Source organism: Microbacterium paludicola (assembly GCF_015235415.1).
GTDB lineage: Bacteria > Actinomycetota > Actinomycetes > Actinomycetales > Microbacteriaceae > Microbacterium > Microbacterium paludicola.
Genome location: NZ_JADGLL010000007.1, coordinates 36,547 through 50,423, shown reverse-complemented (window position 1 = coordinate 50,423; position 13,877 = coordinate 36,547). Strand labels below are relative to the sequence as shown.

The window sequence follows — 13,877 nt, the reverse complement described above, 5'->3', positions numbered from 1 at the left end:
CCGCGCGTGGCGTGCGTCCCGGGCCCGCTCGGGCCCCGTACAGGGGGCCGACCGTAGAATCGAGATGTGAGCGCCACCGCCATCTCGCTGCCCGTGCCCGCCATCCCGGCACGTCGTGCACAGGTTCGTCGCGAGCCCCTTCAGGATATCCCCGTGCCCGGACACAAGCGGGTGCTGCTCGCAGCCCCCCGTGGATACTGTGCGGGCGTCGATCGCGCCGTCGTCGCGGTCGAGAAGGCGCTCGAGCGCTACGGCGCGCCCGTGTACGTGCGCAAGCAGATCGTCCACAACATCCACGTCGTCACCGAGCTCGAGGCGAAGGGGGCGATCTTCGTCGAGGAGGTCGACGAGGTCCCCTCCGGCGCGCATGTCGTCTTCAGCGCGCACGGCGTCTCGCCCGCCGTGGTGAACGCGGCATCCGATCGCGGCCTGCAGGCGATCGACGCCACGTGCCCGCTGGTGACGAAGGTGCACCGCGAGGCGGTCCGCTTCGCGCGCGACGACTTCCAGATCCTGCTGATCGGCCACACGGGGCACGAGGAGGTCGAGGGGACCGCCGGAGAGGCGCCCGACCACGTCACCATCGTGAACTCGCCCGAGGAGGCCGACACCGTCGAGGTCGCCGACCCGAACAAGGTCGTGTGGCTGTCGCAGACGACGCTCTCGGTCGACGAGACCATGGAGACGGTGCGGCGCCTGCGGGAGCGCTTCCCGCAGCTGCAGGATCCGCCGTCGGACGACATCTGCTACGCCACCCAGAACCGTCAGGTCGCGATCAAGAAGGTCGCGCGCGAGGCGGATCTGGTGATCGTGGTGGGCTCGGCGAACTCGTCGAACAGCGTGCGCCTCGTCGAGGTCGCGCTGGAGCACGGCGCCAAGGCCGCCTACCGCGTCGACTACGCCGACGAGGTGCGCCAGGAGTGGCTCGACGGCGTCGAGACCGTGGGCGTCACCAGCGGCGCCTCGGTGCCCGAGGTGCTCGTGCAGGAGGTCCTCGCCGACTTGTCGGGCGCGGGCTACCGCGACGTCGAGGAGGTGCGCACCGCGGAGGAGGACCTGATGTTCTCGCTGCCCAAGGAGCTGCGCCAGGACCCCACGGGCCGCCGCGACGAGCGCGCGCTCGGCGGCCGGAGCCGCGCGTGAGGCGTCGTCCTCCGCGGTCGCACCGAGCAGGAGCATCCCGTGTCTGACTCGACCTCCGGCCTTCCCTTCGGCGACCGCCCTCGCCCGCAGTACGGCGAGTACGCGACGCCCGAGGAGCAGGCGGCGCGCATCCGCCAGCCGCTTCCCGCGCCGACGCCCGCGCCCGCAGCCACACCCGCGGCTCCGGCCGGCTGGCCCGAGGCGGCACCGGCCAAGCGGGCGCCGAGCACGCCCGGCCGGATCGTCGACCGCGCGGTCGCGATCGCCATGCTCGCGTACGGCCTGCTGAGCCTCCTCAGCGCGATCCCCGCGATCCTGGATCCGGCGGCGCTGCTTCCCGCGCTGGGGCTGGATCCCGACGACTTCGCCATGACCACCACCGGGGTCTGGGGGATCGCCGCGGCGATCTCGCTCGGCCTCGGCTGGGCGCTCACCGCCTGGGCGACGTGGGCCGCGCACAAGCGCGGCTGGATCGTCTTCTGGATCCCCATCGTCGGCGGATTCGTGTTCAACACGCTCGCGGCGATCCTGGTCTCGACGCCGCTGCTGGCGGATCCCGCGGTGCGCGACGCCATCCTGAATCAGATCGGCGGCTGACGGATCCCGCCCCGATCGGGGGCGGATCAGGGTCGGCTGAGGGACGAATCCGGGGCGGGTCGGCGTGGAAGACGCGCCCGGACGGGTGAGACTGAGGGTGATGAGTCCCTTGAGTCGCCGCCGTCGTCTCCGCCTTGCGCGGTTCGGGCTGTTCGTCGCGCTCGCCGTCGGGCTCGGTGCCGGGATCACGACCTTCGCGAACTCCGCCGTCGGTCCGCCCGACGGGCCCAGGGCGGTCGCCGAGGAGCCCGCGGCTTCGGAGGCGCCGCTTCCCGAACTCGAGGCGGCCGACCTCCCGTGGCCGAGAGAGGGAGCCGCCGCGGTCGCGATCGGGGACGGGGAGGTGCTGACGCCCTCCGACGCCCCGCGGCCGATGGCGAGCATCACCAAGCTGATCACGGCGCTGATGGTGCAGGATGCGCGGCCGCTCGCGGTCGGCGAGTCGGGCCCGGAGTTCTTCTTCGTCGAGAAGTGGAACAACTCGTACGAGGAGTACCTCGCCCGCGACGAGTCGGCGCTGCCGGTTCCCGCGGGCGGCACGCTCACGCAGCACCAGCTGCTGCAGGGGATGCTGCTCGGATCCGCATGCAACTACGCCGACATCCTCGTCGAGGACATCTGGGGCGATGACGCGGCGTTCGCGGCCGCCGCCGCCGAGTTCCTCGCCGCGCACGACCTCGCCGACATCACCGTGACCGAGCCCACGGGCATCGATCCGGCGAACACGGCATCCCCGTCGGACCTGATCGATCTCGGCCGGCTCGCGCTCGCTGATCCGGTCATCGCCGAGATCGTCGCGACCGCGCAAGTCGAGCTGCCCGGCGCAGGCCTCGTGGAGAACACGAACGACCTCCTGGCGGATCCGGGCGTCGTCGGGATCAAGACGGGAACGCTCGACGGCAGCAACCTGCTGTCGGCAAAGGACGTCGTGGTCGGCGACCGCACGGTGCGGGTGTACACCGTCGTGCTCTCGCAGGCGGACGACGAGGCCCGGTTCGTCGAGTCGCGCGCGCTCTACGCCGCGGTCGAGGCGGAGCTCACCGCCGCCGGCTGACGGGGGACGGGCGCCGGCAGCGCCGCGATTCCCGCGGCAACGGCGGGCGTCAGGCGCGGATGCCCCGCAGCAGCACGGCAAGCAGGACGTCGCGGTCGTCGCGGGGTCCGAGCCGCGCCGCGTGCTCGACGCCGCAGACGAGGCGCTGCAGGCGCGGCGCGTCGATGTCGGCCCGCACGACGCCGGTCTCGCGTGCGCGGGCGAGAACGCCCTGCCAGGTGGTCAGGATCTCGCGCTTCGCCTCGCGCACCTCATCGGTTTCGTCCTGGTTCGACAGCAGCACGCTCTGCAGGCCGCTCTCCTCCAGCTGCAGCTCCAGCGCCGCCGACAGCAGCCGCTCGAGGGCGGCAGCGGGGTCGGGCTCGGTCTCGGAGGAGAGACGATGACCTGGGACCCTGAACACCTGCCCGACATGACCGGCCGCACCTTCGCCGTGACCGGCGCGACCGCCGGCATCGGCTACTTCGCGGCCGAGCAACTGGCCGCGGCCGGCGCGCACGTCGTGCTCGCATCGCGCTCCGCCGCCAAGCTGGCCGTCGCCGAGGCGGCGATCCGCGGCCGCGTGCCGAGCGCGGCGCTCGACTCGGTCGTGGTGGACCTCGCCTCGCTCGATTCCGTGCGGACAGCCGCCTCGGCGCTGGCGGCGCTTCCGGCGCTGCATGGCGTCTTCCTGAACGGCGGCGCGATGGCGTTCGGTCGCGCACTGACCGCCGACGGCCTTCCCCTGCTCGTGGGTACGCACGCGGTCGCGAATGTCGCGCTGGTGGAGGGGATCCTGGATCGTCTCGTCGCGACGGGCCGCGAGAGCGGCAAGCACTCCCGCATCGTTCACGCGTCGACCGGCTTCGTGCGGCGGTGGAACGTGTCGGTCGACGATCTGACGCGGCCGTCGCGCGTGGGCGTGCTCGCCTACACGCAGGCGAAGAAGGCGACCGAGATCTTCGCGTACGAGCTCGACCGACGGCTGCGCGCGAACGGACTGCCCGTGGCGTCGCTCGTGGCGCATCCGGGCGTGGGCGTGGACGCGCGCACTCCGCAGCGACCGGGGATCCGCGACGCGACGACGCCCTCTCAGCGCAACCCGTTCACGCCGTGGGCGCGGGGAAAGGATGCGGCGGCGTGGTCGGGTGTGCGCGCTCTGACCGACCCCGGGGCCTCCGGGGGTGAGTACTTCGGTCCCGCCGAAGGGATGCGCGGCCTTCCCGCGCGGATAACGCCGCTCGCGCGCACCGCGGATCCGGCACCCGGGGTCGCGGATGCCGTCTGGGCGCAGCTGGAGCGGCTCGCGGGAGCGGAGATCCGCATCGGCGCCCTGCGCTGATCCGCGCGCTCAGACGACGAACGCCCCGGGGCCGCGAGGCTCCGGGGCGTTCGTGCGAGGGGGTCAGCGCTGCGACTGACCCGCCGAGCCGAGCTGCTTGGTTGCCTCGACGACGCGAGCGGCCATCGCCGTCTCGGCGACCTTGCCCCAGGCGCGCGGGTCGTACTGCTTCTTGTTGCCGACCTCGCCGTCGACCTTCAGCACGCCCTCGTAGTTCGAGAGCATGTACCCGGCGACCGCACGGGTGAAGGCGTACTGCGTGTCGGTGTCGATGTTCATCTTGATGACGCCGTTGGACACCGCGGTCGCGATCTCCGCGTCGGTCGAACCGCTGCCGCCGTGGAAGACGAGGTCGAGCGGCTTCGCGCCGGTGCCGAACTTGGCGGCGATGCCCTCCTGGATCTCGCCGAGCAGCTCGGGGCGGAGCTTGACGCCGCCCGGCTTGTAGACGCCGTGGACGTTGCCGAAGGTGAGGGCCGAGATGTAGCGGCCGTTCTCGCCGAGGCCGAGCGCCTCGACGGCCTGGGTGACGTCGCCGACCGTCGTGTACAGGGCCTCGTTCGAGCCCTCGTGCACGACGCCGTCCTCCTCGCCGCCGACCACGCCGACCTCGATCTCGAGGATCGCGCCGATGTTCTTGGTGCGGGGGAGCAGCTCCTTGGCGATGTCGATGTTCTCGGCGAGGGGCACGGCCGAGCCGTCCCACATGTGCGAGTGGAAGATCGGCGCGCCGCCGGCCTTCACCTGCTCCTCCGAGGCCGCCAGGATCGGCAGCAGGAAGCTGTCGAGCGCGTCCTTGGGGCAGTGGTCGGTGTGCACGGCGACGGTGATGTCGTAGGAGGCGGCGACGCGCTTGACGTACTCGGCCATCGCGATCGCACCGACGGCGCGGTTCTTGACCGTGTGGCCGGCGAAGTAGTCGGCGCCGCCGGTCGTGACCTGGAGGATGCCGTCGCTGCCGGCCTCCTGCAGACCCTGCAGGACCGCGTTGATCGTCTGCGAGCTCGAGACGTTGAACGCGGGGTACGCGAAGCCGCCGGCCTTCGCGCGGTCGAGCATCTCTGCGTACTGATCCGGGGTGGCGAAGGCCATGTGTGCTCCTTGGAAGTGGGCGATGATTCGCCGCCCAGTCTAGGGAAAGTCGGCCGTTCATGCCGTCGCCGGGGGCCGCGGAGGGCGCCCCTTTGCGGTATCGGCAAGAATGCGGATTCCTGCCGTGCGCGGTCCCGGAAATCCGGGCGCGGATCGCAATACGCTCGGGGCATGCAGACGACGGACATGGCCCCGCTCCACCCCGACCGGAACATCGCGCTGGAGCTGGTGCGCGCCACGGAGGCGGCGGCGATCCGCGCCGTGCCGTTCATCGGCCGTGGGGCGAAGGAGGCGGCGGACGGCGCCGCCGTCGACGGCATGCGGGCCTTCCTGTCCACCGTCGATTTCGACGGCGTGGTCGTGATCGGCGAGGGCGAGAAGGACAACGCGCCCATGCTCTACAACGGCGAGCACGTCGGCACCGGTCGCGGACGCTCATACGACATCGCGGTCGATCCGATCGACGGCACGTCGCTCACCGCGGCGGGGCGCCAGAACGCCCTGTCGGTCATCGCGATGTCGGATCGCGGCACGATGCTCGATGCGTCGAGCGTCTTCTACATGGACAAGCTCGTGACCGGGCCCGCCGGCGTCGGGGTCGTCGACATCCGCCTGCCCATCGGCGAGAACATCCGCCTGCTCGCCAACGCGCTCGGAAAGCCGGTCGACGAGATGGTCGTCTCGGTGCTGAACCGTCCGCGCCACGAGAAGCTCATCCAGGAGATCCGCGAGGCCGGGGCCGGCACCCGCCTGATGAGCGACGGCGACGTCGCGGGCGGGATCAACGCCGCGCGCCACGACGCGCGCACCGACATGTGCGTGGGCGTGGGGGGCAGCCCCGAGGGGATCGTGACCGCGTGCGCGATCAAGGCCCTCGGTGGGCACATCCAGGGCCGGCTCTGGCCCCGGGACGACGAGGAGCGTCAGAAGGGCATCGACGCGGGGCTGAAGATGGACCACGTCTACGAGGCCGACGACCTCGTCGCCGGCAACAACACGCTCTTCGTCGCGACGGGTGTCACGGACGGGCAGCTCGTGGCGGGCGTGCGCCGCCAGGGCGACTACGTGTACACGGAGAGCGTCGTGCTGCGCAGCCACTCGGGGACGATGCGCCGGATCTCGTCCGATCACCTCGTGTCGAAGTGGCTCTGATTCCCGCCTGGTGGGTGTCGCGCCACGCGTGACTCAGCTGTGACCGACTTCGGAGGTTCGGAGTGGGAGAATAGGCCCGGCGGATCTCGGACACAGCAGGGGGAGCGAAGGTATGTCAGTTCAGCACGCGCCGGTTCAGCATGTGGCCGATCAGGGCGCAGCGCAGCCGGTGTTCACTGACCCCGCTCGCCGTCCCGATGTTCTCCTGCGCGTGCGTCGCGCGCCCGGGCAGGAGCCCAGCGTCTGGTGGTTCATCGGCGCCTTCGTCGGCTTCTCGGGCGCGGTCACGGCGCTGCTGAGCTTCATCCCCGGCTGATCGGCTCGCTCTCCTCGGTGGCCCGCGGTTCCGCGGGCGCGAGCCGCGACTGATCGAGTCGCAGGGCGATCGATTCGGTCACGGGCTCGTCCAGCGCGGGCTCGTCCAGCGGCGCATTGCCCAGCGCTTCCAGGAGATCGGGTGCCGCCATCCGGCGCGTCGATGCGTGAAGCGGGCGCGACTCGGGCATCGCGGCGAGCTTGGTCTCGTCGATGCCGGGGAACTGTCGCGCCGTGACGAGCACGCGCGACTCGAGTGAGCCGGCGAACTTGTTGTAGCTGTCGACCGTGCGTTCGATCGCGCGGCGCAGACCGTCGGCGTGCTGGGCCAGGGTGCCGAGCCGCTCGTAGAGCTGGTTGCCCAGCGTGAACAGGGTGCGGGCCTCGTCCGAGACCTCCTGCTGCGTCCAGGCGTACGCGACGGTCTTGAGCACCGCCCAGAGGTTCACGGGCGAGGCGAGGGCCACCCGCTTGGAGAACGCGTATTCGAGGAGGGTCGGATCCTCGTCGAGCGCGACGGCCAGGATCGACTCGCTCGGCAGGAAGCACACCACGAACTCGGGGCTCGACGTGAGGCCCGCCCAGTACGCCTTGCGGGCGAGGGCGTCGACGTGCCCGCGCACGGCCTTGACATGCTGCTTGAGCAGCTGCCGGCGGCGGCGCGCGTCCTCGCCCACGGCGGAGTCCGGGATCGCCGCCGCGTCCAGGAACGCGTCGAGCGGCGCCTTCGCGTCGATGGCGATCGCCTTGTCGCCCGGCAGGCGCACCACCATGTCGGGGCGGCCCGAGACGTCGTCGCCCGTCGCCACGGTCTGCGTGTCGAAGTCGACGTGGCGGACGAGGCCGGCCGACTCGACGACGCGGCGCAGCTGCGCCTCGCCCCACACCCCGCGCGCCGTGGTCGATCGCAGCGCGCCGGCGAGCGACTCGGTCGTTGTGCGCAGCGCCTCGTCGGAGGCCTGCGCGCGCCGCAGCTGCTCGGCGATCGTGCCGAACTGGCTGTGACGCTCGCGCTCCATCTCGTCGACGCGCTGCTGCATGCGCTGAAGGCTCTCGCGCACGGGGGAGAGGGCGGTGAGCACGGCGCTCTCGCGGCGTGCGCGCTCCTCGGCCTCCGCGCGCTCCCGCTGCGCGTGCGCGACGGCGTCGTGGCGCAGATCCTGTTCTCGCTCGAGCGACTCGCGCAGCGCCGCCACCTCGGCGTCGCGCGCCGCGAGGGTCGCGCGACCCCCGGCCGCGTCGCGGCCCGTGCGGCTCGCGTGCGCGAACCAGCCGATCGCCGCGCCCGCGGCGAGGGCGACGATCACGAGCAGAAGGGCGAGTGCGTCCATGGCTCCAGCATGACCGGGGCCACCGACATCCGGCCGGAGGCCGCGCGCGCAGCCCTCAGGCAGCGAGCACGGCGGGCTGGATCTGCCCGATCCTGGTGCCGATCAGCGCCGCGAGGCCGTCCACGTCCTCGGCGCCCGAGCGGCGCGCCGCGTCGATCAGGATGTGCGCGCACGCGAGGGCATCCGCCACCGCGTCGTGATGGGCGAAGCCCGAGAACCCGGCGGCCTCCGCGGCCACGGGAAGGCGGTAGGAGGGAAGCTGATAGACCTTGCGCGCCACCTGCAGCGTGCAGGCGTAGCGGTAGGCGGGCAGGTCGTAGCGGGTGACCTCGCAGGCGGTGCGCAGCACGCCCATGTCGAAGCTCGCGTTGTGGGCGACGAGCACGTCGTCGCCGGCGAAGCCGATCAGATCCTCGATCTGCTCATCCCAGCCGAGGGCGTCGACGACATCCTCTTCGCGGATGCCGTGGATCCGGGTGTTCCACTCGTGGAACTCGTCGTGGCCGGCGGGCGGGCGGATGAGCCATCCGGCCGTCTCGACGACCTTGCCGTCGCGCACCTTGGTGAGCCCGACCTGGCAGGCGCTCGCCCTGGATCCGTTCGCCGTCTCGAAGTCGATCGCTGTGAAGTCCAGGGCCACGGATCGAGTCTGAGCGGCGACACGACGGAGCCCCGGCAGGCGCGCCGCCGGGGCTCCGATCGAGGGGCGTCAGTCGCCGGAGGTGTGGACGCCCTCCGCCTCGTCGGCCTCGTGGATGAGCTTGCGCACCCACGGGCTCACGGCGAACAGTGCCACCGCGAAGACGGCCGCGATCACGCCGGTCCAGCCGAAGTACGCGACATCCGAGACGCCCTCCGTCGCCTGCACGACCTGCGCAGTGATGGCGGACCCCGCCGCCGGGGCGAGGAACCAGAGGCCCATCGCCTGGCCGCGGAAGGCCTTCGGCGCGAGCAGCGTCGTCGCCGCGAGGCCGACGGGGGAGAGGAACAGCTCGCCGAGAGTCTGGATCACGTAGACACAGATGAGCAGGATGGCCGGCGCCTTGCCGTCGCCCGCGAGCCACGCGCCGCCCGCGAGGACCACGAAAGACACGGCGGCGAGCGAGAGCCCGATCGCGAACTTGTACGGCACGGCCGGGCGGTCGTTCGTCTTGACCCAGATCCACGCGAACAGCGGCGCGAACACGAAGATCACGAAGGGGTTGATCGACTGGAAGGTCTCTGCGCCGATCTGCAGGTCGAGGATGCTGAGGTCGGTGCGCTGGTCGGCGAACGTCGTCATGGTCGTCGCCGCCTGATCCAGGATCATCCAGAACAGCATCGCCGCGATGAACAGCGGGATGTACGCGAGCAGCCGGCTGCGCTCGGGCGCCGTCACCTTGGGCGAGCGGTACATCAGCACGAAGGCCACGATCGGGGCGATCAGCCCGACGTAGCTGAGCGTGTCGATCATGGCGTTCATTCCCCAGCCGCCCTGCAGCAGCGAGGCGACAACCGCGAGCACGGCGACGCCGGCAAGCACGAAGGCGATCATCCGGATCACCTTGGGCACCTCGGCGCGGGGGATCGGGTTCGGCACCACGTCGCCCTCCGCGGAGAGCAGGCGGCGCCCGCCGATGAAGAAGGCGACGGCGAGCGCCATTCCGATCGCGGCGACGAGGAATCCGGCGTGGAAGCCGAACGCCATGCGGACGGGGGCGATGATCAGCGGCGAGAAGAACGAGCCGAGGTTGATGCCCATGTAGAAGATCGAGAAGGCCGACTGCCGGCGCGGGTCCTCACGGGAGTAGAGGTCGCCGACCATCGTCGACACGTTGGACTTCAGCAGGCCGGTGCCGACGGCGACGAGGATCATGCCGAGGTACGTGAACGCACCGCTGGGCAGCGCGAGGCTCACATGGCCGGCGGCGATCACGATGCCGCCGTAGAGCGTGGCGCGGCGCGAGCCGATGATCCGGTCGGCGAGCCAGCCGCCGACGATGGTGAGCAGGTACACGCCCGTGCCGTAGATCGCGACGAGGGCCTGGCCGGTGGTCTCGTCGAGAGCCAGCCCGCCCTCCGACAGCTCCGCCGTGAGGAACAGCAGCAGGATCGCGCGCATGCCGTAGAAGCTGAAGCGCTCCCACATCTCGGTCGTGAAGAGCGTCAGCAGGCCGAGAGGGTGACCGAAGAACCGCCGATCGGCGGATGGGGACGCGGTCTGCTTCTCGGAGAGGGCGGAGGTCATCATTCCAGGTTCGCACCAGGCACCTCCACGGAACCTCAATACGGCGTCCAGGTGGGCGGAGGGCGCCCGCGTAGACTGGTCTCCCGTGGCTCTTACCATCGGAATCGTCGGCCTTCCCAACGTCGGCAAGTCGACCCTCTTCAACGCCCTGACCAAGAACACGGTTCTCGCGGCGAACTACCCGTTCGCGACGATCGAGCCGAACGTGGGCGTGGTGGAGCTGCCCGACCCCCGGCTGAACCGCCTCGCCGAGATCTTCGGATCGGCGCGCATCCTGCCGGCTCCCGTCTCCTTCGTCGACATCGCCGGCATCGTGCGCGGCGCGAGCGAGGGCGAGGGCCTGGGCAACCAGTTCCTGGCGAACATCCGCGAGGCCGACGCGATCGCGCAGGTGGTGCGCGGCTTCGCCGACTCGGACGTGGTCCACGTCGACGGCAAGGTCGACCCCGCGTCCGACATGGAGACGATCAACACCGAGCTGATCCTCGCCGACCTGCAGACCCTCGAGAAGGCGATCCCGCGTCTCGAGAAGGAGGTCAAGGGAAAGAAGGCGGATCCGTCCGTGCTCGCCGCCGCGCAGGACGCGAAGGCCATGCTCGACTCGGGGAAGACGCTGTTCCAGGCGGGCTTCGACGTATCGCCCATCCGCGAGCTCGGTCTGCTGACGGCCAAGCCCACGCTGTTCGTCTTCAACGTCGACGAGGGAGTGCTGACCTCGCCCGAGCGCATGGGCGAGCTGGCGGCGCTGGTCGCCCCGGCCAAGGCCGTGTTCCTCGACGCGAAGGTCGAGTCGGAGCTCATCGACCTCGACCCCGAAGAGGCCCTCGAGCTGCTGCAGTCGCTCGGCCAGGAGGAGTCGGGGCTGGATCAGCTCGCCCGCGTCGGCTTCGAGACCCTCGGGCTGCAGACCTACCTGACCGCGGGCCCCAAGGAGTCGCGCGCCTGGACCATCCGCAAGGGCTGGACCGCCCCGCAGGCCGCGGGCGTCATCCACTCGGACTTCGAGCGCGGCTTCATCAAGGCCGAGGTCGTCGCGTTCACGGATCTGGATGAGGCGGGCTCGATGGCCGAGGCCAAGGCGAAGGGCCGCGTCCGCATCGAGGGCAAGGACTACGTCATGGCCGACGGCGACGTGGTGGAGTTCCGCTTCAACGTCTGACGCGGTCGCAGTCCGTAGAGTCGCCGCAACGTCATAGCCCGAAGGAGTCAGCCATGCCCGTCATCGCCATCATCGGAGCCGGACCGGGACTCGGCGCGGCCGTCGCGCGTCGCTTCGGCCGCGAAGGCTTCTCGGTCGCCCTGATCTCGCGCGACCAGTCGAAGCTCGACGCCATGGCGGCGGAGCTGGGATCGGCGGGGGTGACGGCCAGGGGCTACTCGGCGGATGTGCGCAATCCCGCCGAGCTCGAAGACGCGCTCGGTCGTGCCGCAGCAGACCTCGGTGCCATCTCGGTCCTCCAGTACAGCCCGCTTCCGTCTCGCGACTACCTGAAGCCTGTCCTCGAGCTGACGCCTGAACTCGCACTGGAGGCTCTGCAGTTCTCTGCGCTCGGCCTCATCCACTCCGCCCGCGCGGTGCTGCCCGCGATGCGGCAGGCGGGAGAGGGAAGCATCATCCTGATCAACGGCGGGACCTCGGTGAAGGCACGCGCCGGCTTCGCCGGAACCTCCGTCGCCTTCCCGGCGGAGAGCGCGTACGGCGAGATGCTCCACGACGCCCTCGAGGACGAGGGTGTCCGGGTCACGCAGCTCGTGATCCCGGGAGCGATTCCCAAGCTCCAGCTGCCCAACGGCATCGATGATGTGGCCGACCGGATCTGGGAGCTGCACGCCGATGGAGGGCCCTTCCGAACCATGCTCATCCCGCTCGAAGAGGGCAGGGAGTAGGGGCGCTACGGGGTCGTAGGTCCCCGTCAGCGCGCCGGGGTCCGGTCGAGCGCGTAGGTGACGCCGTTGAGCTCCTCGGAGGCCCGCCAGAGTCGTTGCTGGGTCGCGAAGTCGTAGGACGCGGGGCTCGAGGTGACCACGCGGGGGTATCCACGCGCCTCGGCGCGGCCGCCGGGACCGTAGTACTGGCCGCCGAGCACCGCAGGATCGGTGGCCGCGCGCACGGTGGGCAGGGCACCCATCGCGGGCGACTGCAGGATCAGCGGCGCGAGCCGGGTGATCGGCACGCGCAGAGCAGCGGGGGTGTTGCGGGCGAGCTCTGTATTGGACGTGCCGGGGTGTGCGGCGACGGCGATGGTCGTGCCGTGCGCGGCGAGGCGCCTCTGCAGCTCGTAGGTGAACATCAGGTTGGCGAGCTTGGCCTGACCGTATGCGCCCACGCGGCTGTACGAGCGCTCCCACTGCAGGTCGTCGAAGTGGATCGCCGCGCGGATGCGGTGACCGGTGCTGCTGACCGTCACCACGCGGGATCCCGGCACGGGCAGGATCCGGTCGAGCAGCAGGCCCGTGAGTGCGAAGTGCCCGAGGTGGTTGGTGCCGAACTGCAGCTCGAAGCCGTCCGCGGTGGTCTGCCGCGGCGTGTACATGACGCCCGCGTTGTTGATGAGCAGGTCGATACGCGGGTGATCGGCGCGGATGTCCGAGGCGGCGGCGCGGATGGAGTCGAGCGATGCGAGGTCGAGCCGCTGCACCGTGACCTCACCGGCGATCCGGCCTGCCGCAGTCCTGCCCTTCTCGACATCGCGCACGGCGATGATCACGTGTGCTCCGTGCTCGGCGAGCAGCCGCGCGGTCTCGAACCCCAGCCCCGTGTTCGCGCCGGTCACGATCGCGACGCGACCGCTCTGGTCGGGGATGTGCTCTTCGGTCCAGTCTTCAGTCACGTGCATCTCATTTAAGTACCGGTGGTCTGTTAAGGGAACCGTAAGCGCCGCCTGTCGCGTTGTCAATAGACCGGCGGTCTCTTGCTAGCATGACGCCGTGACATTCCAGCGAGCGCGCAGCGAGGAGCAGCGGGAGATCCGCCGCCAGGCGATCCTCGACACGGCCGCGGGGATGCTCGATCAGATGTCCGTCGCCGAGATCAGCCTGAACGAGCTCAGCCGCCGGGTCGGCCTGGCCAAATCGAACGTGCTGCGCTACTTCGAGTCGCGTGAGGCGGTGCTGCTGGAGCTGCTGGACGACTTCCTGGGCGAGTGGCTCGCCGAGCTCGAGCAGGCGCTCGCCGCGGGTGTCGACGCGCAGGCGACGCCGGAGACGAGGGCGCGACAGCTGGCCGACATCCTCACCCGCACGCTGTCGGAGCGCAGGGCCCTGTGCGACCTGTTCGGCGCGCAGGGGGGCGTGCTCGAGCACAACGTCTCGGTCGAGGTGGTGAAGCGTCACAAGCGCTCGTCGCTCGGGAAGCTCGCGGCGATGGCGGAGCTCGTGCGCCGTCACCTGCCCGAACTCGGCGACGGCGCCCAGACGTTCTGCATGATGAGCCTGGTCTCGGCCGGCGCACTGTCCGCATACGTCCCGCCGCCGGCGAGCCTTCTCGCCGCCTACGCGGACGAGCCGGCGCTCGCCGAGCTGCAGCTCGACCTGCACGACGCGCTGCGGATCGCGGTCACCTCGGCGCTCCTCGGGGTGCTGCCGCGCGGCTGAGTTCGCACGGCATCCACCTGTCGGGTCCCGGGCTTATCTCGGCACCGCCCG

Annotated in this window: 15 protein-coding genes; 9 read left to right on the top strand and 6 right to left on the bottom strand. The window is 70.9% G+C overall.

Annotation, left to right across the window (positions count from 1 at the left end):
• Positions 1 to 93 precede the first annotated feature (93 nt).
• From IR155_RS04955 to IR155_RS04945, 3 genes are all read left to right on the top strand, one after another.
• Positions 94 to 1,143: a 4-hydroxy-3-methylbut-2-enyl diphosphate reductase gene (locus IR155_RS04955; protein ID WP_406917956.1), complete on the top strand. Its 1,050-nt coding sequence runs from the start codon at positions 94 to 96 to the stop codon at positions 1,141 to 1,143.
• Between the two features lie 39 nt (positions 1,144 to 1,182).
• Positions 1,183 to 1,740: a DUF6264 family protein gene (locus IR155_RS04950; RefSeq protein ID WP_135113718.1), complete on the top strand. Its 558-nt coding sequence runs from the start codon at positions 1,183 to 1,185 to the stop codon at positions 1,738 to 1,740.
• Positions 1,741 to 1,840: 100 nt separating this feature from the next.
• On the top strand, positions 1,841 to 2,794 hold the full coding sequence (locus tag IR155_RS04945; RefSeq protein ID WP_135113717.1) for a D-alanyl-D-alanine carboxypeptidase family protein: 954 nt from the start codon (positions 1,841 to 1,843) through the stop codon (positions 2,792 to 2,794).
• 49 nt (positions 2,795 to 2,843) lie between these two features.
• Here the strand turns inward: IR155_RS04945 and IR155_RS04940 are convergent, their stop codons facing one another.
• Positions 2,844 to 3,197, bottom strand: a complete 354-nt coding sequence (locus IR155_RS04940; protein WP_135113716.1) for an SbtR family transcriptional regulator — start codon at positions 3,195 to 3,197, stop codon at positions 2,844 to 2,846.
• On the opposite strand from IR155_RS04940, the gene IR155_RS04935 reads away from it, so the two are divergent.
• Positions 3,177 to 4,115 carry an SDR family NAD(P)-dependent oxidoreductase gene (locus IR155_RS04935; protein ID WP_135113715.1) on the top strand — a complete coding sequence of 313 codons (939 nt, stop codon included), beginning with the start codon at positions 3,177 to 3,179 and terminating at the stop codon, positions 4,113 to 4,115. The two genes, IR155_RS04940 and IR155_RS04935, sit on opposite strands and share 21 nt — an antisense overlap.
• Positions 4,116 to 4,178: 63 nt before the next feature.
• On the opposite strand, the gene fbaA is transcribed toward IR155_RS04935, so the two are convergent.
• On the bottom strand, positions 4,179 to 5,207 hold the full coding sequence (gene fbaA, locus IR155_RS04930) for a class II fructose-bisphosphate aldolase (RefSeq protein ID WP_135113714.1): 1,029 nt from the start codon (positions 5,205 to 5,207) through the stop codon (positions 4,179 to 4,181).
• A gap of 171 nt (positions 5,208 to 5,378) precedes the next feature.
• Between fbaA and glpX the strand changes: the two genes are divergently transcribed.
• The gene (gene glpX, locus IR155_RS04925) at positions 5,379 to 6,359 is read left to right on the top strand and encodes a class II fructose-bisphosphatase (protein WP_135113713.1); all 981 of its coding nucleotides are present in this window, start codon (positions 5,379 to 5,381) and stop codon (positions 6,357 to 6,359) included.
• A gap of 112 nt (positions 6,360 to 6,471) precedes the next feature.
• A complete protein-coding gene (locus tag IR155_RS04920; RefSeq protein WP_228066663.1) occupies positions 6,472 to 6,675 on the top strand; it encodes a UDP-N-acetylmuramyl pentapeptide phosphotransferase in 204 nt (67 codons plus the stop codon).
• Here IR155_RS04920 and IR155_RS04915 read toward each other — a convergent pair.
• From IR155_RS04915 to IR155_RS04905, 3 genes are all read right to left on the bottom strand, one after another.
• A complete protein-coding gene (locus IR155_RS04915; RefSeq protein WP_135113712.1) occupies positions 6,662 to 8,005 on the bottom strand; it encodes a DNA recombination protein RmuC in 1,344 nt (447 codons plus the stop codon). The two genes, IR155_RS04920 and IR155_RS04915, sit on opposite strands and share 14 nt — an antisense overlap.
• Positions 8,006 to 8,060: 55 nt before the next feature.
• Positions 8,061 to 8,645 carry a 3'-5' exonuclease gene (locus tag IR155_RS04910; protein ID WP_135113711.1) on the bottom strand — a complete coding sequence of 195 codons (585 nt, stop codon included), beginning with the start codon at positions 8,643 to 8,645 and terminating at the stop codon, positions 8,061 to 8,063.
• 69 nt (positions 8,646 to 8,714) lie between these two features.
• Positions 8,715 to 10,232 carry a peptide MFS transporter gene (locus IR155_RS04905; protein WP_228066662.1) on the bottom strand — a complete coding sequence of 506 codons (1,518 nt, stop codon included), beginning with the start codon at positions 10,230 to 10,232 and terminating at the stop codon, positions 8,715 to 8,717.
• 85 nt (positions 10,233 to 10,317) lie between these two features.
• Between IR155_RS04905 and ychF the strand changes: the two genes are divergently transcribed.
• Positions 10,318 to 11,391 (top strand): redox-regulated ATPase YchF, encoded by a 1,074-nt coding sequence (ychF, locus tag IR155_RS04900; RefSeq protein ID WP_135113709.1) that lies wholly within the window; start codon positions 10,318 to 10,320, stop codon positions 11,389 to 11,391.
• A 53-nt stretch (positions 11,392 to 11,444) separates the two neighbouring features.
• A complete protein-coding gene (locus IR155_RS04895) occupies positions 11,445 to 12,119 on the top strand; it encodes an SDR family NAD(P)-dependent oxidoreductase (protein WP_135113708.1) in 675 nt (224 codons plus the stop codon).
• A gap of 26 nt (positions 12,120 to 12,145) precedes the next feature.
• Here the strand turns inward: IR155_RS04895 and IR155_RS04890 are convergent, their stop codons facing one another.
• A complete protein-coding gene (locus IR155_RS04890) occupies positions 12,146 to 13,069 on the bottom strand; it encodes an SDR family NAD(P)-dependent oxidoreductase (RefSeq protein WP_209306735.1) in 924 nt (307 codons plus the stop codon).
• Between the two features lie 91 nt (positions 13,070 to 13,160).
• Here IR155_RS04890 and IR155_RS04885 point away from each other — a divergent pair, with 91 nt between their 5' ends.
• Positions 13,161 to 13,826 carry a TetR/AcrR family transcriptional regulator gene (locus tag IR155_RS04885; protein WP_135113706.1) on the top strand — a complete coding sequence of 222 codons (666 nt, stop codon included), beginning with the start codon at positions 13,161 to 13,163 and terminating at the stop codon, positions 13,824 to 13,826.
• Positions 13,827 to 13,877: the final 51 nt, after the last annotated feature.